The sequence below is a fragment of the Micromonospora sp. DT81.3 genome (genome assembly GCF_049847225.1).
GTDB lineage: Bacteria > Actinomycetota > Actinomycetes > Actinomycetales > Microbacteriaceae > Microbacterium.
In genome coordinates, this window is the sequence record NZ_JBNCNY010000003.1 from 470,987 (window position 1) to 491,656 (window position 20,670).

The 20,670-nt window shown below is 69.1% G+C and carries 15 protein-coding genes; 6 read left to right on the plus strand and 9 right to left on the minus strand.

What is annotated here, in order from left to right:
- Positions 1-73: 73 nt before the first annotated feature.
- A complete protein-coding gene (locus ACPW96_RS10015; protein ID WP_425882911.1) occupies positions 74-391 on the minus strand; it encodes an ArsR/SmtB family transcription factor in 318 nt (105 codons plus the stop codon).
- Between the two features lie 314 nt (positions 392-705).
- On the minus strand, positions 706-1,542 hold the full coding sequence (locus ACPW96_RS10020; protein ID WP_425882912.1) for an aldo/keto reductase: 837 nt from the start codon (positions 1,540-1,542) through the stop codon (positions 706-708).
- Positions 1,543-1,596: 54 nt separating this feature from the next.
- Here ACPW96_RS10020 and hrpA point away from each other — a divergent pair, with 54 nt between their 5' ends.
- The 3 genes from hrpA to ACPW96_RS10035 all read left to right on the plus strand — a co-directional run bounded on the left by hrpA (position 1,597) and on the right by ACPW96_RS10035 (position 8,019).
- Entirely contained in the window at positions 1,597-5,508 is a 3,912-nt protein-coding gene (gene hrpA, locus ACPW96_RS10025) for an ATP-dependent RNA helicase HrpA (protein WP_425882913.1), read from the plus strand.
- Positions 5,509-5,634: 126 nt separating this feature from the next.
- Entirely contained in the window at positions 5,635-6,576 is a 942-nt protein-coding gene (locus ACPW96_RS10030; protein WP_425882914.1) for a quinone oxidoreductase family protein, read from the plus strand.
- 123 nt (positions 6,577-6,699) lie between these two features.
- Positions 6,700-8,019 carry an O-acetylhomoserine aminocarboxypropyltransferase/cysteine synthase family protein gene (locus ACPW96_RS10035; RefSeq protein WP_425882915.1) on the plus strand — a complete coding sequence of 440 codons (1,320 nt, stop codon included), beginning with the start codon at positions 6,700-6,702 and terminating at the stop codon, positions 8,017-8,019.
- A gap of 254 nt (positions 8,020-8,273) precedes the next feature.
- On the opposite strand, the gene mmsB is transcribed toward ACPW96_RS10035, so the two are convergent.
- From mmsB to ACPW96_RS10070, 7 genes are all read right to left on the minus strand, one after another.
- Positions 8,274-9,503, minus strand: coding sequence for a multiple monosaccharide ABC transporter permease (mmsB, locus tag ACPW96_RS10040; RefSeq protein ID WP_425882916.1), 1,230 nt, complete (start codon positions 9,501-9,503; stop codon positions 8,274-8,276).
- Positions 9,504-9,523: 20 nt separating this feature from the next.
- Positions 9,524-11,053 (minus strand): multiple monosaccharide ABC transporter ATP-binding protein, encoded by a 1,530-nt coding sequence (gene mmsA, locus ACPW96_RS10045; RefSeq protein ID WP_425820040.1) that lies wholly within the window; start codon positions 11,051-11,053, stop codon positions 9,524-9,526.
- A 136-nt stretch (positions 11,054-11,189) separates the two neighbouring features.
- On the minus strand, positions 11,190-12,320 hold the full coding sequence (gene chvE / locus ACPW96_RS10050; protein WP_425882917.1) for a multiple monosaccharide ABC transporter substrate-binding protein: 1,131 nt from the start codon (positions 12,318-12,320) through the stop codon (positions 11,190-11,192).
- Between the two features lie 66 nt (positions 12,321-12,386).
- A complete protein-coding gene (araA, locus tag ACPW96_RS10055; protein ID WP_425882918.1) occupies positions 12,387-13,898 on the minus strand; it encodes an L-arabinose isomerase in 1,512 nt (503 codons plus the stop codon).
- A gap of 34 nt (positions 13,899-13,932) precedes the next feature.
- Positions 13,933-15,576: a xylulokinase gene (locus tag ACPW96_RS10060; RefSeq protein WP_425882919.1), complete on the minus strand. Its 1,644-nt coding sequence runs from the start codon at positions 15,574-15,576 to the stop codon at positions 13,933-13,935.
- Entirely contained in the window at positions 15,573-16,280 is a 708-nt protein-coding gene (locus ACPW96_RS10065) for an L-ribulose-5-phosphate 4-epimerase (protein WP_425820032.1), read from the minus strand. Before ACPW96_RS10065 ends, ACPW96_RS10060 begins: the two co-directional genes overlap by 4 nt.
- 236 nt (positions 16,281-16,516) lie before the next feature.
- Entirely contained in the window at positions 16,517-17,557 is a 1,041-nt protein-coding gene (locus ACPW96_RS10070; protein WP_425882921.1) for a LacI family DNA-binding transcriptional regulator, read from the minus strand.
- 148 nt (positions 17,558-17,705) lie between these two features.
- On the opposite strand from ACPW96_RS10070, the gene ACPW96_RS10075 reads away from it, so the two are divergent.
- Genes ACPW96_RS10075 through ACPW96_RS10085 form a run of 3 tightly spaced genes read left to right on the plus strand, consistent with a single transcriptional unit; the run spans position 17,706 to position 20,600 of the window.
- Positions 17,706-18,218 carry a hypothetical protein gene (locus ACPW96_RS10075; RefSeq protein WP_425820030.1) on the plus strand — a complete coding sequence of 171 codons (513 nt, stop codon included), beginning with the start codon at positions 17,706-17,708 and terminating at the stop codon, positions 18,216-18,218.
- An 18-nt stretch (positions 18,219-18,236) separates the two neighbouring features.
- Complete coding sequence (locus tag ACPW96_RS10080; protein WP_425882922.1) at positions 18,237-19,220, plus strand: Gfo/Idh/MocA family protein; 984 nt, start codon at positions 18,237-18,239, stop codon at positions 19,218-19,220.
- A gap of 51 nt (positions 19,221-19,271) precedes the next feature.
- Positions 19,272-20,600, plus strand: a complete 1,329-nt coding sequence (locus ACPW96_RS10085) for an NYN domain-containing protein (protein WP_425882923.1) — start codon at positions 19,272-19,274, stop codon at positions 20,598-20,600.
- The last annotated feature ends 70 nt before the right edge of the window (positions 20,601-20,670 follow it).

The following is a 20,670-nucleotide window of genomic DNA, read 5'->3' on the forward strand; positions in this document are numbered from 1 at the left end:
GTGAAACCGTCGGGCAGCTTTCCGCGCAGGCCGCGCCGGCTCTCCGGTCTGGGCGGCCGAGGCTCGAGGCGCATCATCCCCGCCTTCGCCGGGTCGCCGGGGAGGTTCCAGCCGAGCCGGTTCTTCCAGAGCTTGCCAGGCGCTTCACGTCGCGATGAAGGCTCAGGATGCCGTCCTCGGCGAGGACGTGAAGTCGGCGGGTCTCCTCGTGCCGCACGTCGACCCAGCCGGTATTGTGCAGGACCCGCAGGTGGTGGGACACGGCCGCCGAGGTCACGCTGAACTCGAACCGGATGACGTCGACGATGATCGAGGACGGATGCTCGCCGACGGCGAGGATCTCGACGATGCGGCGGCGGATGGGCTCCGCCATGACCTCAAAGGGATGCATCGCACGAAGGTACGGCGGCCGGTGCCTCGCTGGGTCTGCCCCGGCGTCGGGTTCGGAATCGCGATCTGAGGGCGCTCCCGTGCAGGAAGGGGCGATCTCGATGTCGACCGGTGCATCAAGGCAGGTTCCTCACAGAGTAGAGGCGGACCTGAACCTGTGAACGGCGGCGCCGTTGTCGACGATTTCGCTGCTCAAGTCTGCGCCGAGGTTCGCGCAGACTTGAGTAGCCGCAGAGAGAACATCGAAACCCCGGCTCCCAGGTTCGCCCGAGCCGAAACCCCCGAAGAGCCGCGCTCAGCGCGGAAGAAGCGGGTTCAGTTCACCTCGTCCGGATGCGCGCTCACTCGACCGGAGCCGTCGCCCGGATCGAGCGCGTCGATCGCCGTGACCTCGTCATCCGAGAGCTCGAAGTCGAAGATGTCCATGTTCTCGCGCAGGCGCTCCACCCGCACCGACTTCGGGAACACGATGTTGCCCTTCTGGATGTGCCAGCGCAGCACGACCTGGGCGGGCGACTTGCGGTGCGCGTCCGCTGCGCCCCGCACCGCCGGGATGGCGCCGAGGTCGTACTTGCCCTGCCCGAGCGGACCCCACGCCTCGATCAGCACGCCGTGATCCGCGGCCCACGCGACGACCTCGCGCTGCTGATACGTCGGGTGCAGTTCGATCTGGTCGACCGCGGGCGTCTCCCCCGTCTCCGCCACGATGCGCTCCAGGTGCGGCACGAGGAAGTTGGAGACGCCGATCGTACGGGTCAGCCCCTCGTCGCGGAGCGCGATGAGCCCCTGCCAGGCCTCCACGTAGTTGTTCCGGGCGGGTGTCGGCCAGTGCACGAGGTAGAGGTCGACGTGGTCGAGACCGAGCTTGTCCAGGCTCTCGCCGATCGCCGCGCGGGGCTGGTCGCCTTCGTGGCGATCGTTCCAGAGCTTCGTCGTGATGAAGAGCTCGTCGCGCGGGATGCCGCTGGCGCGGACCGCCGCGCCGACCCCTTCTTCGTTGCCGTAGACGGCGGCGGTGTCGATGTGGCGGTAGCCGAGCGCGAGCGCCTCGGATACGGCCCGCTCCGTATCGTGCGCGGGGACCTTGAAGACGCCGTAGCCGACTTGCGGGATGTCGTAGCCGGAGTTCATCGCGAGCGTGGGAATCGTCATACGACAACCCTATGACGGCGCTCGGAGCCATCTCGAGCCATACGATGGAAGGCTATGCCCGCGCTCGCACCCCTGATCACCTATCCGCCGGAGCTGCCCGTCAGCGCCCGGCGGGAGGACATCGCGCGCGCCATCCGCGATCACCAGGTTGTGATCGTCGCCGGCGCGACGGGTTCCGGCAAGACGACCCAGCTGCCGAAGATCTGCCTCGAGCTGGGCCGCGAGCGCATCGCGCACACCCAGCCCCGTCGCCTCGCCGCCCGGACGATCGCCGAGCGCATCTCCGACGAACTCGACGTGCGCTTGGGGGGCCTCGTCGGATACAAGGTGCGCTTCACCGACAAGGTCACCGACGACACGCGCGTCACGCTCATGACCGACGGCATCCTTCTCAACGAGATCCACCGGGACCGCCTGCTGCGTCGCTACGACACGATCATCATCGACGAGGCCCACGAGCGATCGCTCAACGTCGACTTCCTGCTCGGGTATCTGCGCCGAATCCTCCCCCAGCGGCCGGACCTGAAAGTGGTCATCACCTCGGCCACGATCGACCCGGAGGCATTCGCCCGGCACTTCGCGGCACCGAAAGGCGAGGACGCGCCGATCATCGAGGTGTCCGGTCGCACCTACCCGGTCGAGATCCGCTACCGGGGCCCCGAGGACGCCGACGCCGACGATGTCGACGCCATCGTCGCGGCGCTGCAGGAGCTTGATCGCGAGTCCAAGGGCGACGTGCTCGTCTTCCTCCCCGGCGAGGCCGAGATCCGGGATGCCGCGGACGCGGTGCGCGGCGCGTACGCCAAGGATGCCGCACCCACCGAGGTGCTCCCCCTCTACGGGCGCCTCAGTGCGGCCGAACAGCACCGGGTCTTCGAACCCTCCAAGGTCGCGGGAGTCAGGCGGCGCGTCGTGCTCGCGACGAATGTCGCGGAGACGAGCCTGACCGTGCCCGGCATCCGGTACGTCATCGACACCGGCACCGCACGCATCTCGCGCTACAGCAACCGCTCGAAGGTGCAGCAGCTGCCCATCGAGCCGATCTCGCAGGCGTCGGCGCAGCAGCGCTCCGGGCGCGCCGGCCGCACCAGCGACGGCATCGCGATCCGCTTGTACTCCGAGGAGGACTTCGACCGCCGCCCCGAGTTCACCGAACCCGAGATCCTGCGGACCAGCCTCGCGTCCGTCATCCTGCAGATGCTCGCCTTGGGCTTCGGCGACATCACGGAGTTCCCCTTCCTCACGCCCCCCGACTCCCGCGGCGTCAAGGCCGCGTTCGACCTGCTGACGGAACTCGGCGCCGTGTCGACCCCTTCGACAGGCTCAGGGAAGGGCAACGGCCCCCGCCTCACGAACATCGGCCGGGAGCTCGCCCGCCTCCCGATGGATCCGCGCTTCGCGCGGATGATCCTGGAGTCCGGGGCCAACGGCACCCTGCACGACGTGCTCCCGATCGTCGCCGGGATGTCGATTCAGGACGTGCGCGAGCGCCCCGAGGAGCGACGGGAGGAGGCCGACCGGCTGCACGCGCGGTTCGCCGATCCCACGAGTGACTTCCTGACGCTGCTCAACCTCTGGAACCACCTGCAGGAGAAGCAGGCCGAACTCGGCTCGAGCGCCTTCCGGCGGCTCTGCCGCAGCGAGCACCTCAACTACGTCCGCGTGCGCGAGTGGTTCGACGTCCACCGGCAGGTGCGCTCCCTCGCCCCGAAGCAGAAGGGGCCCTCCACGGCCTCTGGAAGCACGACCGACCCCGACGCCGTGCACAAGGCGATCCTCGCGGGCCTCCTCTCGCACATCGGACTGCTGGATGAGCGTGCCGCGGCGAGCGCGGCGACCGGTGCCAATCGGGGGCCCGCCGCGCGCGGCAGCCGCGACCGCGCGGAGTACATCGGCGCCCGCGGCGTGCGGTTCGCGATCTTCCCCGGATCGGGGCTCAAGAAGACGAAGCCGCACGCGGTCATGGCCGGCGAACTCGTGGAGACCTCGCGGCTGTATGCACGCACCGTCGCGGCCATCGATCCGGCGTGGGCCGACGCGCTCGCGGGCGACCTCGCGAAGACCCAGGTGAGCGAGCCGCACTGGTCCAAGGACGCCGGGGCCGCCGTCGCGTTCGAGAAGGTCACGCTGTTCGGGGTCGAGCTCGTCCCCCGCCGCCGCATCCAGTTCGCGCGCATCGACCGGGCGGGCGCCCGCGAGCTGTTCCTGCGCCATGCCCTGGTCGAGGGTGACTGGGAGCTCTCGCGCCTCCCGGCGAACCTGACGGCCTTCGTGCGGGCGAATCATGAACTGCGGCGACGGCTCGAGAAGGTCGAGGAGCGCGAGCGCCGCCGCGACATCCTGGTGGGCGACGAGGCGGTGTTCGACTTCTACCACGCACGGATCCCCGCCGATGTGTTCGACGTGCGCTCCTTCGAGCGGTGGTGGCGGGATGCCGAGCCGAAGACGCCCAAGCTGCTCACGATGCGCGAGGCCGACCTGGTCGCTGACGATGCACGCGCCGACGCACGCGACTTCCCGACGCGCTGGCGCCAGGGCGATCAGACCCTGCAGCTCGCCTACCGATTCGAGCCGGGGGCCCCGGATGACGGCGTGACCGTCGTCGTGCCGCTGCCGCTGCTGGCGGGGCTTCGCCCCGACGGCTTCGACTGGCAGGTGCCGGGGATGCGGGACGAGCTGATCACAGGGCTGCTCCGGGCGCTGCCGAAGCCCATCCGGCGCCACGTCGTGCCGGCCGCGGACTGGGCGGCGAGATTCTCCGAAGAGCTCGCCGGGCAGGGCCCCGAAGACCATGAGGGACTCCCCCCGCAGACGCTCACCGAGGCCCTCGCCCGGCTCGTGCAGCGTGTGGCGAATCAGAAGGTCTCGGCGTCCGACTTCGAGCTCGAGCGCGTGCCCGGGCACCTGCTTCCCTCGTTCCGCGCCGTGGACGGGAGGGGACGCGCCGTGGGCAACGACCGCGATCTTCCGGTGCTGCAGGACCGTCTCTCCGCGCGCGCCCGCGATTCCGTCGCCTCGTCGATCGAACGCGCCGCGTCCGGCGAGCGGTCGGCCCCGGCATCCGGGGCCGACCGTGTCGCCGCCGCGCGCCCTCCCGCCGAGCGCGCAGGCATCACGACATGGGACATCGGCGAACTGCCCGAGATCGTCGACACGAGGGTCGCCGGAGGCGTCGTGCGCGGCTATCCCGCGCTCGTCGACGAGGGCACGAGCGTCGCGCTTCGGGTGGAGTCCACGCCGGATGCCGCGGCGCGTGTCACCCGCGCCGGTGTGCGGCGGCTGGTGCTGCTGGCCGTCGCCTCGCCGACCGCGTACGTGCAGGAGCACCTGACCTCGGCCGAGAAGCTCGCACTGGCGACGTCCCCGTACCCCTCCGCCCGCGTCCTGATCGAGGACTGCCGGGTTGCCGTCGCGGATGCCATCATCGCCCGGGTGGCTCCCACGGGCATCGTGAGGAACCCGGACGACTTCGCACGGGTTCGCGACGCCGTTTCGGCCGGGATCGTCGACGAGCTCTTCGCCTGCGTGTCGCTCGTCGCGAAGGTGCTGACGAAGGCCCGGGATGTCGAGAGGGCGCTGAAGGTCGGCACCTCGATGGCTCTGCTCAGTGCCCTGGGCGACGTGCGAGGGCAGCTGTCGGGGCTGATCTTCCCGGGCTTCGTGTCCGAGACCGGCGTCGCGCGGCTCGCGCAGCTGCCCCGCTACCTGGAGGGTGCCCTCGTGCGCCTGCAGGGTCTCTCGGACAATCCGGGTCGCGACCGTGCATGGATGACGGAGTTCGAGCGGGCTGCCGCCGCCTTTGCCGAAGCCGGCGGTGTGATCCCGCTGCCCGTCGACGCGGCGCCGGCTCTCCTCCGTACCCGCTGGCTGCTCGAGGAGTACCGCGTGAGCCTCTTCGCGCAACGACTCGGCACCGCCGAGGCCGTGTCTCTGCAGCGCATCACGAAGGCGCTCCGCGGGGAGTAGCGCCGAGGCACTCTGGGGAGTAGCGCCGGGGCGCTCTGTGGGAGTAGCGCCGGGGCGCCCCGCGGGGTCAGCGCCGGGGCGCCCCGCGGTGTCAGCGCCGGTCCGCTCCGCGGTTAGCCTTGAGACATGGCACACGCGATCACGTACACCGAGTTCGGCGGACCGGAGGTCCTGTCCTTCACCGAGGTGCCCGATCCCCGACCGGCGGCTGGGCAGCTGGCTGTGCGGGTCGAGGCCGCCGGCGTCAACCCGATCGAGTGGAAGATCCGCAAGGGGCTGCGGGCATCGGGCCCGATCGAAGAACCCCGGCGGGTCGGGGCCGACGGCGCGGGGATCGTGACGGCGGTCGGCGATGGCGTCGACGGCTTCCGTCCGGGCGATGCCGTGGCGTTCTTCGGCGCGAACGGCGCCTACGCCACGGATGTCGTCGTCGACGCGTCGAAGACCTACCCCCGGCCGGAGACCGTGTCGGCCGCGGAGGGCGCCGCGCTCGGCATCCCCGTCGGCACCGCCTACCAGACCTTGCGATCGCTCGGAGTCGGCGCAGGCGACACGCTGCTTCTGCACGCCGGATCGGGTTCGGTCGGCCAGGCGGCGATCCAGTACGCGGTGCTGTGGGGTGCGACGGTGATCGCGACGACGAGCGACCGCCGAGCCGACCGGGTGCGCTCCGTCGGCGCCACGCCGGTGCCGTACGGCAACGGCCTCGCCGACCGCGTTCGCGAAGCGGCGCCGCAAGGGGTCACGGTGATCCTCGACGCGGCCGGCACCGACGAGGCCATCGAGGCCTCGCTCGAGCTGCTGCATGACCGCCCCCGCATCGCGACGGTCGTGCGCGGGCGGGATGCCGCCGGCTGGGGCATCCGGGCCTTCTCCGGCGGCAACCCGACCCCGCTGACCCCTCAGCAGCTCGCGTGGCGGGCCGAGGCGATGCCGGTGTCCCTCGCGCTGATGGCCGCGGGCGCGTTCTCCGTCGAACTGGGGCCGAGCTTCGCCCTTACCGACGCCGCCGAGGCGCACCGCGCCGTGGAGGCGGGTGCCGACGGCAAGGTCACCCTCACTCCCTGACCCTCACGCCCTCACCCTCGCCGCCCATCGTGCCCCCGTCCGGGGCGCCGGCGCCAACGGGCGGCGCGCAACAGTTCGAAACACGGACACGGCGCGGGGGCGCGCGGCCCGGACAATGGACGAATGCCCGAGAACCCCGCCGTCCGCGCGTTCGCCACGGCGCAGGTCCAGGCGGGTTTCACCCCCGGGATCGCGCAGAACACCGCCGTGCCGCCGATCTACCAGTCGAACGCCTTCGAGTTCGCGTCGCTGCGCGACGCTCGAGACCTCTTCGCCCTCCGACGGGACGGGAACATCTACAGCCGCGCCGCGAATCCGACGGTGCTCGTGTTCGAGGAGCGCGTCGCGGCGCTCGAGGACGGCATCGCCGCGGCGGGCGTCGCATCGGGTCAGGCCGCCGTCGCCCTCGCGCTGCTGGCACTGGCCAAGCAGGGTCAGCACATCGTCGCCGCCAAGCAGCTCTACGGCGGCACGATCGACCTGCTGCAGGACACCTTCGTCGACTGGGGAATCGCCGTCACCTTCGTCGACCAGGATGACGAGCGGGCGTGGCGGGACGCCATCCGCCCGGAGACGCGTGCCCTCTTCGCCGAATCCGTGACGAATCCGCTCGCCCAGGTGCTCGACGTTCGCGCGGTCGCCGACATCGCGCACGCCGCGGGGGTCCCCCTCGTCATCGACAACACCGTGGCGACACCCTACCTGCAGAGGCCGAAGGAGTTCGGCGCCGACATCTCCGTGCATTCGGCGACCAAGTTCCTCGGAGGCCACGGAACCTCGCTCGGCGGGGCCGTCGTCGACCTGGGCACCTTCGACTTCTCCGCCGATCGCGAACGGTGGCCTCAACTGACCGCCGAGTACGCGCGGGTACCCGGCGGCAGTCTCATCGATCGCTTCGGCGCCACCGGCTCGCCCTACATCGCCCTCGTCAAGACCAAGTACGTCCACGACCTGGGTCCTTCGCTATCCGCCTTCAACGCCTTCCAGCTGCTGCAGGGGATAGAGACCCTCGATCTGCGGATGTCCCGCCATAGCGCGACGGCGCTCACCGTCGCCCGCTTTCTGGACGAGCATCCGGGCGTCGGGCGCGTGCATCACCCGGGACTTCCGGCGAGCCCCTGGCACAACCTCGGCCAGGCCTACCTGCCCCGTGGCGCGTCATCCGTCTTCGCCTTCGATCTGCATGCGACAGGCGACGCCGACGAGGACTTCACCCGTGTCGAGGCCTTCATCGCGCAGCTGCGGATCGTGCGCCTGGTGGCGAACATCGGCGATGCCCGCAGCCTCGTCGCGCACCCCTCGTCCATGACGCACAGCCATATGACCGAGTCGCAGCTGGCGGATGCGGGGATCACCTCCACCACCGTCCGGCTCTCCGTCGGGCTGGAGGATGCGGACGACATCGTGGCCGATCTGGGGCGAGCGCTTACCGCGATCACATGAGGCTCGTCCTAACACTTACAGCACTGTAAGTGCTTACCGGATGGTTATGGCGCTGCTCAACCTGCCGGCCGGCGTCAACCTGCTCGTCACCGGTGCCGTGCTCATCCTCGCCGCGACCGTCGACGCGCTCTCGCGACTGCGCTCCGGCGGAGGAGCGCGAACCTAACCAGCGGGATCCGCACAGCAAGAAGGGCCGAGGGGGAACCCCCTCGGCCCATCTTTCGCCTGCGACGTCGCCGCGCCGGCCTGAACGGTCAGCGACCGCCCGAGCGGCGCTTGTTGTAGACGTCGAACGCGACCGCGAGCAGCAATACCAGACCCTTCACGGCCTGCTGCCACTCGATGCCGATGCCCATGATCGACATTCCGTTGTTCAGCACACCGATGATCAGACCACCGATGATCGCGCCGCCGATGGTGCCGACGCCGCCCTGCACCGCCGCTCCACCGATGAAGGCCGCCGAGATGGCCTCCAGCTCGAAGCCGGTTCCGGCCTTGGGGCCGGCGAGGTTCAGCCGCGCGGTGAACATGAGGCCGGCGAGGGCCGCCAGGAAGCCCATGTTCACGAACAGCCAGAAGTCCACGCGACGCGTCTTCACGCCGGACAGCTCGGCCGCGTGCCGGTTGCCGCCGATGGCGTAGATATGACGCCCGAAGACGGTGCGGTTCATCACGATGCCGTAGACGAGCACGAGCACCGCCAGGATGATCAGCGTGACGGGAATGCCCTTGTAGTTCGCGAGCGCGAACGTGAGGAACCCGATGGCCACCGCGACGAGCACGAGCTTGATGACGAACCAGGTGAGCGGCTCGACCTCCTGGCCGTACTTGGCTCGGCCGGCGCGAGTCCTCAGCTGCTGCACGACCAGCAGGATGATCGCCGCGGCCCCGACGGCCAGCGTGAACAGATCGGGATCCGTCTCGCCGAACCAGCCCGTGATGAACCCGTTCCCCAGTCCCCGGTACTCCGTCGGGAAAGAGCCGATGTTCGCATTGCCCAGCACCACGAGGGCGAGCCCTCGGAAGATGAGCATGCCCGCGAGGGTCACGATGAAGGCCGGGATGCCGACATAGGCGACCCAGAAGCCCTGCCACGCGCCGACCAGTGCGCCGATGGCCAGCGAGAGCACCACCGCGAGCCACCACGGCAGTCCCCAGTTGACCGCGAAGACGCCGGAGCACGCTCCGACGAAGGCGGCGACGGAGCCGACCGAGAGGTCGATGTGGCCGGCGATGATGACCATCACCATGCCGATCGCGAGCACCAGGATGTAGCCGTTCTGCACGACCAGGTTCGAGATGTTCTGCGGGCGCAGCAGGATGCCGTTGGTCAGCACGGAGAACAGCAGCACCACCACGATCAGGGCGATGAAGATGCCGTTCTTGCCGAGGTCGGCCAGCACATGGCTGAGCCAGTTCGTGAACTTGTTCTCGGTCGGATTGATGTTGGATCCGACGGCGGTGGATTCGGTTGTATTGGTCATGTTGCTCCTCGTGCCGCCGCTCAGCGGGGCTTCTCCATTGTCATCAGCTTGAGAACGGCCTCGGGTGTGGCCTCCTCCACGGGAAGCTCGCCCGTGATGCGCCCCTCGGAGATCGCGTAGACGCGGTCCGATATGCCGAGCAGCTCGGGCAGCTCGGAGGAGATCACGATGATCCCCTTGCCGGAGGCCGCCAGCCGGTTGATGATCCCGTAGATCTCGTACTTGGCACCGACGTCGATGCCGCGCGTGGGCTCATCCAGGATGAGCACCTCGGGGTCCGAGTAGATCCACTTCGACAGCACGACCTTCTGCTGGTTGCCGCCCGAAAGCTTCCCGGTCTTCACGAGCACGCTCGGTGCCTTGATGTTCAGCTCCTTGCGGTACTCGTTGGCGACCTTGAACTCTTCGTTGTCGTTGACGAGCCCGCCGGATTCAAGCTTCTTCAGCGAAGCCATCGAGATGTTGCGCTTGATGTCCTCGATGAGGTTCAGTCCGAAGGTCTTGCGATCCTCCGTCGCGTAGGCGAGGCCGTTGTCGATCGCCTCCGAGACCGTGCGCGTCTTGATCTCCTTGCCGCGCAGGAAGACCTTGCCCGAGATCTTGGATCCGTAGCTGCGCCCGAACAGGCTCATGGCGAACTCCGTGCGGCCGGCCCCCATCAGCCCGGCGATGCCGACGATCTCACCCGCCCGCACATGGATCGAGACGTTGTCGACCATCACCCGCGTCGAATCCTGAGGGTGGTACGCCGTCCAGTCCTCGACACGGAGCAGCTCCTCGCCGATGTCGGGCGTGTGGTCGGGGTACCGGTGCTCGAGATCGCGCCCCACCATGTCGCGGATGATCCGGTCCTCGGTGACCTCGGACTTCGGGATCGTCTCGATCGTCTTGCCGTCGCGGATGACCGTGACGGAGTCGGCGACCTTCTTGATCTCGTTGAGCTTGTGGCTGATGATGATCGACGTGATCCCCTGGCCCTTGAGGTGCAGGATCAGATCGAGCAGATGATCGGAGTCCTCGTCGTTCAGCGCGGCGGTGGGCTCATCGAGGATGAGGAGCTTGACGCGCTTCGAGAGTGCCTTGGCGATCTCGACGAGCTGCTGCTTCCCGACTCCGATGTTCTGGATCTTCGTCGTGGGGTTCTCCCGCAGACCGACGCGCGCCAGCAGCTTGCCGGCTTCGAAGTTCGTCTTGTTCCAGTCGATCAGGCCGCCTCGCCCCTTCTGCTCGTTGTTGAGGAAGATGTTCTCGGCGATGGACAGGTGCGGGCTGAGCGCCAGCTCCTGATGGATGATGACGATGCCCTTCGCCTCGCTGTCGGTGAGGTTCTTGAACTCGACGACCTCGTCCTCGAAGACGATGTCACCCTCGTACGTGCCGTGCGGGTACACGCCCGACAGGACCTTCATGAGCGTCGACTTTCCTGCGCCGTTCTCGCCGCAGATCGCGTGGACCTCGCCCCGCTCCACCCCCAGACTCACGTTCGAGAGTGCCTTGACGCCGGGGAACGTCTTGGTGATGCCGCGCATCTCGAGGATGTGCTCGGTCATGGTGCCTCCTGCTTCAGTGCGGGTGACGGGGTCGGGCGGCGGGTGCCACGTGTCGCGTCGTGTGGGGAGCGTACTCCCTGCACGGCCGCGACACGCGGCCTTCCCTCAGCCCGACCCTGTCGGTGACGACCGGTGTTTAGCCGTCGATCTCTTCCTGCGTCCAGTAGCCGCTGTCGACCAGGACCGATGTGATGTTGTCCTTGACCACGATCACCGGGTCGAGCAGGAACGACGGCACGACCTTCACGCCGTTGTCGTAGTCCTCGGTGTTGTTGACCTCGGGCTCCTCGCCGTTCAGCAGCGCAACCGCCATGTCCACGGCCACCGCGGCGAGCTCGCGCGTGTCCTTGAAGATGGTGGCGAACTGCTCGCCGGAGTTGATGGCCTTGACCGAGTCGATCTCGGCGTCCTGACCGGAGATGACCGGCCACCCCTCGCCGACGCTGTAGCCGGCATCGGTGAGCGCGGAGATGATGCCGCGCGAGATGCCGTCGTACGGCGAGAGAACCGCGTTGACGGTGGTGCCGTCGGAGTAGTTCGCCGTCAGGATGTCCTCCATGCGGCTCTGTGCGGTCTCACCGTCCCAGCGCAGTGTGGCGACCTGCTCGATGTCGGTCTGACCCGACTTGACGACGAGCGTTCCGTCATCGATCAGCGGCTGGAGCACGTCCATCGCGCCGTTGAAGAAGAAGAACGCGTTGTTGTCATCAAGCGAACCCGCGAAGAGCTCGATGTTGAACGGCCCCGCAGGCGCGCCCTCGATGGCCGTTCCGTCGAGCTCGGCGAGGCCGAGGCCGTTCAGCACCGACCACGCCTGCTGCTGGCCGACCAGGAAGTTGTCGAACGAGGCGTAGTAGTTGACGTTCTCCGAGTCGCGGATCAGTCGGTCATAGGCGATGACGGGGATGTCGGCGGCAGCCGCATCGTCGAGCACCTGGGAGAGCGTGGTTCCGTCGATCGCTGCGATGATCAGCGCCTCGGCGCCCTTGGTGATCATGTTCTCGACCTGCGAGACCTGGGTGGGGATGTCGTCCTCTGCGTACTGCAGGTCGACGGTGTAGCCCTGCTCCTCCAGCTGCTCCTTGACGGCGTTGCCGTCCTGGATCCAGCGCTCGGAGCTCTTGGTGGGCATCGCGACGCCGATCAGGCCGCCGTCTCCGCCACCATCGCCACCGGCGTCGCCGCCGGAGGCTCCGCCGCCGGAGCAGGCGGACAGGAACAGCGCACCCGCGGCAACCACCGCGAGCAGTGTCTTCTTGGCTTTCACTGTGTTTCCTTTCGTGTAACGGACATCGTCGTCTTGGTAGCGATGTTCGGGTTTCGGCCTGGTCGGCTAGAGCCCTTGGGCGAGCCGGTAGTAGGCCTGGTTCCAGCGGAGTTCCCGCTGGAAGTCTCTGAGGGTGGTGCTGTCGTCGATGACGACGAGCTCGGTCTTGGCGATCTCGGCGTAGTCGCGGAAGACGTCGATGCCGACGGACGTGGTCATGACCGTGTGGTGTGCGGCTCCCGCGGTGAGCCATGCGGCGGCGCTGGTGGCGAAGTCCGGCTGCGGCTTCCAGACGGCGCGTCCGACCGGAAGCTTGGGCAGGTCGGGAGCCTCGACGTTCTCGACGACGTTCGCGACGAGCCGGAAGCGGTCGCGCATGTCGCTCATCGCCACGACGACGGCTGGGCCGGGGTCGGCGGTGAACACCAGTCGCACGGGGTCCTCCTTGCCGCCGATGCCGAGGGCGTGGATCTCGAGCGTCGGCTTGGCCGTCGTGAGCGATGGCGAGACCTCCAGCATGTGCGCGCCGAGGATGCGCTCGCTGCCCGGCACGAGGTCGTAGGTGTAGTCCTCCATCAGGCTCGCGCCGCCGGGTAGGCCGGCGCCCATGACGTTGGCGACGCGCACCAGGATCGCGGTCTTCCAGTCGCCCTCCGCACCGAAGCCGTAGCCCTCGGCCATGAGGCGCTGCACGGCCAGACCGGGGAGCTGCTTGAGCGCACCGAGGTCTTCGAAGCTCGTGGTGAAGGCACCGAAGCCGCCCTCCTCGAGGAACGAGCGCAGGCCGACTTCGATGGCGGCGCCGTCGCGCAGCGACTGGTGGCGTGCTCCGCCCGGTAGCAGCTCCGCAACCACGTCGTAGGCCACGAGATACTCATCGATCAGCGCGTCCACCTCGGCATCGGATGCCGCGGCCACCGCGTCGGCGAGCTCATTGACGCCCCACGTGTTGACCTGCACCCCGAACCGCAGCTCGGCCTCGGTCTTGTCACCCTCGGTGACGGCGACGTAGCGCATGTTGTCGCCGAAGCGGGCGAGCTTGAGCGACCGCGACGCGGCCCACCCGGCCGCGGCGCGCTGCCAGGTCTCGACCTGAGCCACGACATCCGGATTCGACACGTGCCCGACGACCGTCTTGCGCGCGACGCCGAGCCGGGTCTGGATGTAGCCGAACTCGCGGTCGCCGTGCGCCGCCTGGTTGAGGTTCATGAAGTCGAAGTCGATCTCGGCCCACGGCAGCTCGACATTCGCCTGCGTGTGCAGGTGCAGGAGCGGCTTCTGCAGCGCATCCAGTCCCGCGATCCACATCTTCGCGGGGCTGAAGGTGTGCATCCATGCGATGACGCCGAGAACGTCGTCGCGTGCGTTCACCTCGAGCGCGAGCCTGCGGATGCTGTCGGAGTCCTTGAGGACGGGCTTCCAGATCACCTTGACCGGCAGGCCGGCCAGTCCGTCTGCGACCGCCTTGGACTGCTCCGCCACCTGGCGCAGGGTCTCTTCGCCATAGAGGTTCTGGCTGCCGGTGACGAACCAGACCTCGTACGGGTCGAGGGTCGTGTTCAGCGGAGTGCGGGTCATCAGAGATTCCTTCGTGGTGTCACGGACGGGTGCTTCACAGCGCCTGGACGGCAGCGGCTTCCACCGCGAGTCCGGCGCGGTAACGGGTGAGATAGGCGGCGAACCCCGCGACGTCTTCGGCGCTCGGCCGGACGGTCTCGAACTCCGCCTCGCCGAAGACGCGCGTATCGAGGTAGGCGCCGAGGTCGAGGTCGGCAGAAGACGACAGGTACGAGGCCAGCACGGCGATGCCCCACGCGCCGCCTTCCGACGCCGTCTCGGCGACGGCGACGGGCGCGTCGAGTGCACCGGCCAGGAATCGCTGGGCGACGCCCGCGGTGCGGAACATGCCTCCGTGGGCGAACATCCGGTCGATGGCCACCCCCTCCTCGTCGAGCACTCTCATGCCGAGGCTCAGAGTGCCGAAGACGCCGTAGAGCTGCGCGCGCATGAAATTGGCGAGGGTCAGGCGGCTCTCCGGCGTGCGGACGAACAGAGGCCGTCCTTCGGCCAGCGCAGCGATCGGCTCACCGGAGAGGTGGTTGTAGGCGAGCAGGCCGCCGGCATCCGCCTCGCCGTCGAGCGCCTCGCGGAACAGCACCTCGAAGACGTCGTCCGCTTCGACGGGGGTTCCTGCGGCCGCGGCGAACCGTCCGAACAGGCCGGTCCAGGCCGCCAGCTCGCTGGCACCGTTGTTGCAGTGCACCATCGCGACAGGATCGCCGGCGGGAGTCGTGACCACGTCGAGCTCGTGATGCACGCGCTGCAGGGGTCGCTCGAGCACCACCATGGCGAAGATGCTGGTGCCCGCGCTGACGTTGCCCGTGCGCGGTGCGACCGAGTTGGTCGCCACCATTCCCGTGCCGGCGTCGCCCTCCGGTGGGCAGAGCGGGATGCCGGGGCGGAGGCTTGCGGAGGCGTCGAGCAGGGCGGCCCCCTCCGGCGTCAGCTCTCCGGCGCGCTGCCCCGCGACGAGCACCTCGGGCAGCAGCTCGCGGACGCCGTCGACGGGCAGTCGTTCCCCGACGAGGTCGTCGAACCGGCCGAGCAGCCCGGCGTCGTAGTCGTTCGTCGCGGCGTCGATCGGGAACATCCCCGACGCGTCGCCGACGCCGATCACCCTGCGTCCCGTGAGGCGCCAGTGCACGTAGCCGGCGAGCGTGGTGAAGAACCGCACCCGCGGGACGTGCGGCTCCTCGTCGAGGATCGCCTGGTGCAGGTGCGCGATCGACCAGCGGAGCGGGATGTTGGCGCCGAACAGGTCGGTCAGCTCGGTCGCCGCCGTCGCGGTGGTCGTGTTGCGCCACGTGCGGAACGGCACGAGGGCCTCCCCGTCGGCGTCGAACGCGAGGTAGCCGTGCATCATCGCCGACACCCCGATGGCGCCGAACGTGTCGGGACGCACGCCGTAGCGCTCCGCCACGTCGGCGACGAGATCGGCGTACGCGCGTTGCAGGCCGGTCCACACGGCATCGAGCGAATACGTCCAGATCCGGTCGACGAACTCGTTCTCCCACTCGTGGCTTCCAACGGCGAGCACGCCGGTGGGTCGGTCCTCGAGGATCAGGCACGCCTTGATACGGGTCGAGCCGAACTCGATGCCGAGCGACGTGCGCCCCGCGAGGATGGCATCGCGCACCGCTTCGCGCTCGGCGGCCGCGTCGGGAGGAGTCGCGTCCGGACTGATCGTGGCGCTCATCGGCGCTCGTCCGCGCTCTGTCCGTAGACGTTCTGGTAGCGGTCGTACAGGCTGTCGATCGCGTCCTGCGGAATCGAGATCAGAGGCCCCGCCTCACGGGCGTAGTGGACGGTTCGTGCCACGTCTTCGACCATGACCGCCGCCTTGACCGCATCCTTCGGCGATGTGCCGATCGTGAAGGGGCCGTGATTCTGCATCAGCACCGCCCGCGAGCGATGCCCCGTGAGGGTCTCGACGATGCCGCGCCCGATCGAGTCGTCGCCGATGATCGCGAAGGGGCCCACCGGGATCGGGCCGCCGAACTCGTCGGCCATCGCCGTGATCACGCACGGGATCTCCTCGCCCCGAGCCGCCCAGGCCACCGCGAAGGTCGAGTGGGTGTGCACCACTCCCCCGACGTCGGGCATGTTCCGGTACACGTAGGCGTGCGCAGCCGTATCGCTCGACGGCGATCGCTCGCTCCCGGGCGTACCGGGCACGACGTTGCCGTCGAGGTCGCACAGGATCATGTTCTCGGGGGCCAGATCGTCGTACGACACGCCTGAGGGCTTGATGACGAACAGGTCGGCTCCCGGGATGCGGCCGGAGACGTTGCCGCCGGTCCAGACGATCAGCCCGTAGCGCACCAGTTCGGAGTGCAGCGCGGCGACGTCGGCGCGGACGCGCGCGATGGCGACCTCGATCTTCGGTCCGTACGAGCTCACGAGGCGCGCCCGATGACCAGGGCCGTGGCGAGCGGATGCCCGCACCCGGGTGCGGGACAAGCTTGCTGCGCGTCGTTGCGAACGGGCACGGATCACTCCTTCATGGGCCGGTGGCTCCTGCTGTGCATCGGTCGGGCGGAACGCCGCCCATGTGACCGTTCACATTGGGTCATGGTACTCGGACTGCAGGGCCGGGTGTCAAGCGGCGCGTGTCTCGGATTCGTAACGGCCCCGTTTCAGAGGCCGACGCGGGCGGTCGACCGGCGCACGATCAGCTCCGGCACGATCGTCTGCCGCGCACCCACCGACGCCCCCGCGGCGCCGCCGAGCAGCAGCGCGACGCACCGGCGCCCGAGCTCGGTCCAGTCCTGGCGGACCGTCGTCAGCGGCGGCCAGTAGTGGGCCGCCTCCGGGATGTCATCGAATCCGACGATGCTGATGTCGCGCGGCACGTCGAGCCCCTCCTCGCGGATGGCATGGATCAGCCCCAGGGCCATCTGATCGTTCGATGAGAAGATCGCCGTGAAGTCGCGCACGCTGAGCAGCTCGCGACCGGCGTAGTAGCCGAACTCCGCCGTCCAGTCGCCCAGGATCGGCGCCGTCGTGGGGACGTCGTTGGCACTCATCTCCTCGAGGAATCCGCGCATCCGCGCCTCGGCCTCGATCCAGTCCTGAGGTCCGGCGAGGTGATAGATCGAGCGGTGCCCGAGCGAGATCAGGTGACGCGTGGCCGCGCGGGCGCCTGCGATCTGGTCCACCGAGAGCGCGCGTGATTCGTCGAGCTCCGTCGATTGCAGGGTCACGTAGGGAACGTCGATGTGCATGGCGGCGATCGCGCGGAACACGCGCACCTGCGGCGCGATGATCACGAGCCCGTCGATCGACTGGGCGGTCAGGTGCGCGAGCGCCGCGCCGATCGAACCAGGGTCGGATGCGTCGATGTTGGCGGCGGTGACCCAGTAGCCCTGGTCCCGGGCGGCCGATTCGATGGCCGCGATGCTGGATGCGGGCCCGTACTGGGCCGACGAGGCAGACAGCACCCCGATCGTCTGGGACCGGCTGGTCACGAGGGCCCGCGCGGCGCGATTCGGCGTGTACTGCAGATCCTGCATGACCTCGAGCACGCGCTCCCGCGTCGCGGCGCGGATGCTGGGGTGGTCGTTCAGCACGCGGGACACCGTCTGGTGCGAGACGCCCGCGAGGCGCGCCACGTCCCGGATGCTGGGGGGTCGCCCGCGCCCGGCGTCGCTCATGTCGGCCTCCACGTCCGTGTGCACGGTCACATCCCGTTCGAGCCCATTATGGTCACAAACGCCGCATGTCGGCCATCCGGCAATGTGACGTCACATCGTTCCGAAGCTCGCGTGGGGCGCGGATGCGGCTGTCACATCGCGTCACATGGCCGCCTCGGCATAAACTCAGGACATGTCCGACCTCGGTCGCTTCTTCCCGCTGTCGCAACGCGCCATCGGCGACGAATCAGGCGTCACATCGGACCGGCGGGCGGCACTGGCGGACGTGATCGAGGCGACCGAGACCATGCTCCTCGGCGACCGGGACCTGGGGCGCGACTTCGCCGAGCGCGCCGGCCTTGCGGCCGAAGCCCCTACCGGCGATCTCCGGGAACTCGCGCACCGCGTGCGGGAGGGAAAGCGGCGCCCGGTGCGCGCCCTCTCCCGTGCCGTCACCGCACAGCTCGAGCTGGCGAGGGACATCGGCGTCGCCGCGAAGGTGGACCCCAGGACCATCGGCGCGGTGGTGCTCTACCGGACGGGCGCCGCGCCCCTGGAGATCCGAGCCGTCCTCTCCGGGCACACTCTGCGTGCGGTCGACGCGGACTGGTCCTTCGGTCACGGGCCCGTGCTGCAGGACACGGCGCTGCGCATCCTCGCGTTCATCTGCGGCGTCTCGGACGAGGCGCCACGACCGGTCGCCTGACCCCGCTACGCTTCGACGATGAGTGGACTTCGCTGGGGCATCCTGGCCACGGGCGGCATCGCCCATGCTTTCGCGCGCGACCTGCGAGCTGCCGGCATCGACCTGATCGCCGTCGGCTCCCGCTCGCAGGAGGGGGCCGACGCGTTCGCGGCCGAATTCGACATCCCGCGCGCCTACCCCTCGTACGAGGCTCTGGTAACCGACCCCGACGTCGACATCGTGTACGTCTCCACGCCGCACCCGATGCACGCCGAGAACGCGATGCTCGCGCTCGAGAACGACACGCACGTGTTGGTCGAGAAGCCGTTCACGCTCAATGCCACCGAGGCCGCGCAGATCCGCGACCTCGCCGCCACCAAGGGGCTGCTCGCCATGGAGGCGATGTGGACCCGCTACCTGCCGCACATGGGGCGCATCCGCGAGATCCTCGCCTCCGGCGTGCTGGGCGAGGTGCGCGCCGTGATCGCCGATCACACCCAGAAGGTCACCGATGATCCCTCGCATCGCCTCAACGCCATCGAGCTCGGTGGCGGCGCTCTGCTCGACCTCGGCATCTACCCGATCTCCTTCACCTGGGATGTGCTCGGCGCCCCGACCACCGTGCAGGCGTCGGCGCGGCTCAGGCCGACGGGAGTGGACTACGAGGTCGCGACGATCTTCACGTACGACCGCGGCGCTCTGGCGACCACGCTCTCCTCATCGGTGACCCGCGGTCCGAACACGGCCACGGTGCTCGGCACCGATGCACGCATCGATATCGACTCCGTCTGGTACAGCCCGACGTCCTTCCGCGTCGTGGCACCCGACGGCACGGTGCTCGAGTCGTATGAATCGGATGTCGAGAGCCGAGGGATGCAGTACCAGGCCTTGGCCGCCGAGCGACTGGTGGCCGAGGGGAACTTCGCGGGCGACATCCTGCCGATCGATGAGACCGTCGCCATCATGGGCACCCTCGACGAGATCCGCCGGCAGATCGGTCTGGTGTACCCGGGCGGTCGCTGACCGCGGCCCGTCAGCGCCTCCCCCGGCAGCACCGCCTGTCACACTGGAGTAATGCCCGACTCGCAGAACGCCCGCGTGGCCGTCTACCTCGACTTCGACAACATCGTCATTTCCTGGTACGACCGTGTCCACGGCCGCAACTCCTATGGGCGTGACCGCCAGCGGATCCTCGAGACGCCGAACGACCCGGAGATCGCCGACCGCCTCTCTCGTGCGACCATCGACGTCGGCGCGATCATCGACTACGCGGCGTCCTTCGGCACGCTCGTGCTGACGCGCGCCTACGCGGACTGGTCCTCCCCCGTCAACGCCGTCTACCGCAGCCAGCTCGTCGCCCGCGCCGTCGACCTCGTGCAGCTCTTTCCGGCTGCCGCGTACGCGAAGAACGGCGCCGACATCCGTCTCGCCGTGGACGCCGTCGAGGACATGTTCCGCCTGCCCGACCTCACGCACGTCGTCATCGTCGCCGGCGATTCGGACTATGTGCCCCTTGCCCAGCGCTGCAAGCGCCTCGGGCGGTACGTCGTCGGCATCGGGGTGGCGGGATCCACCGCCAAGTCCCTCGCCGCGGCGTGCGACGAGTTCGAGGCCTACGACTCACTGCCCGGCGTTCCTCGCGTGCAGCGTCCGCCCGTCAAGGAGCCGGCCGCCCGTGCAACGCCGAAGGAGTCGGCGCCCAAGGAATCCGGAGCGAAGGAGCCCGCCGCGAAGGCGAGATCATCGAGGTCGAAGGGTGCCGCGGCTGCGGCGGCCGCCGAGGCCGCGGCTGCGGAGGCCCCGGCATCCGATGCCGGTGTTGCCGACGGTGATGCCGCGCTCCCGGCCGCGGCGGAGAACGCGGCGGCCGAGCCCGTGGAGGCGGCGCCCGCGAAGCGTCGCGCGGGCGGTCGCCGGGTCTCCACGAAGACGCCCACGGCGGACGCCGCGCCCGCCGGCACTTCGGAGCCCGCGGCCGTCGACTCCGCCCCCAAGCTCGACCCTGAAGCGCCGCCGCTCGCGCCGGCACCCGCCGACATCGAGGCCTCGCTCATCGAGGCGCTCGGTCCGGCGTCGCCGCCCAAACGCACCAACCGTCGCGCTTCCTCGCAGACCGTCGCGGCGCTCGCCCCGCAGGTCGAGGCAGCGCCGGAGGAGCCTGTCGAGGATCCGCAGGAGGTCGCCACCCGCCTGCTCGAGCGCGCCCTGCGGCTCGGCCATGACAAGGACGACACCGAGTGGCTGCACAGCTCGGCGGTCAAGACCCACATGCGGCGCATGGACCCCTCCTTCAGCGAGAAGGCGCTGGGCTTCCGGTCGTTCTCCGACTTCCTCAAGGAACGCGAGGCGATCGCCGAGCTCGAGGAGACCGGTCACGTGCTGCTCGTCCGGCTCCGCGAGTAGCGCCGCCGAGCATCTCGATTCGATAACCGCCTTGAGACCTGAATCCTCTCTCAGGTAACGTGGAGTCCGG

Bases quoted from the DNA above. Each gene is read 5' to 3' on its own strand.
- ACPW96_RS10015 (WP_425882911.1), bottom strand. From the start codon at position 391: ATGCATCCCTTTGAGGTCATGGCGGAGCCCATCCGCCGCCGCATCGTC.
- ACPW96_RS10020 (WP_425882912.1), bottom strand. From the start codon at position 1,542: ATGACGATTCCCACGCTCGCGATGAACTCCGGCTACGACATCCCGCAA.
- hrpA (WP_425882913.1), top strand. From the start codon at position 1,597: ATGCCCGCGCTCGCACCCCTGATCACCTATCCGCCGGAGCTGCCCGTC.
- ACPW96_RS10030 (WP_425882914.1), top strand. From the start codon at position 5,635: ATGGCACACGCGATCACGTACACCGAGTTCGGCGGACCGGAGGTCCTG.
- ACPW96_RS10035 (WP_425882915.1), top strand. From the start codon at position 6,700: ATGCCCGAGAACCCCGCCGTCCGCGCGTTCGCCACGGCGCAGGTCCAG.
- mmsB (WP_425882916.1), bottom strand. From the start codon at position 9,503: ATGACCAATACAACCGAATCCACCGCCGTCGGATCCAACATCAATCCG.
- mmsA (WP_425820040.1), bottom strand. From the start codon at position 11,053: ATGACCGAGCACATCCTCGAGATGCGCGGCATCACCAAGACGTTCCCC.
- araA (WP_425882918.1), bottom strand. From the start codon at position 13,898: ATGACCCGCACTCCGCTGAACACGACCCTCGACCCGTACGAGGTCTGG.
- ACPW96_RS10060 (WP_425882919.1), bottom strand. From the start codon at position 15,576: ATGAGCGCCACGATCAGTCCGGACGCGACTCCTCCCGACGCGGCCGCC.
- ACPW96_RS10075 (WP_425820030.1), top strand. From the start codon at position 17,706: ATGTCCGACCTCGGTCGCTTCTTCCCGCTGTCGCAACGCGCCATCGGC.
- ACPW96_RS10080 (WP_425882922.1), top strand. From the start codon at position 18,237: ATGAGTGGACTTCGCTGGGGCATCCTGGCCACGGGCGGCATCGCCCAT.
- ACPW96_RS10085 (WP_425882923.1), top strand. From the start codon at position 19,272: ATGCCCGACTCGCAGAACGCCCGCGTGGCCGTCTACCTCGACTTCGAC.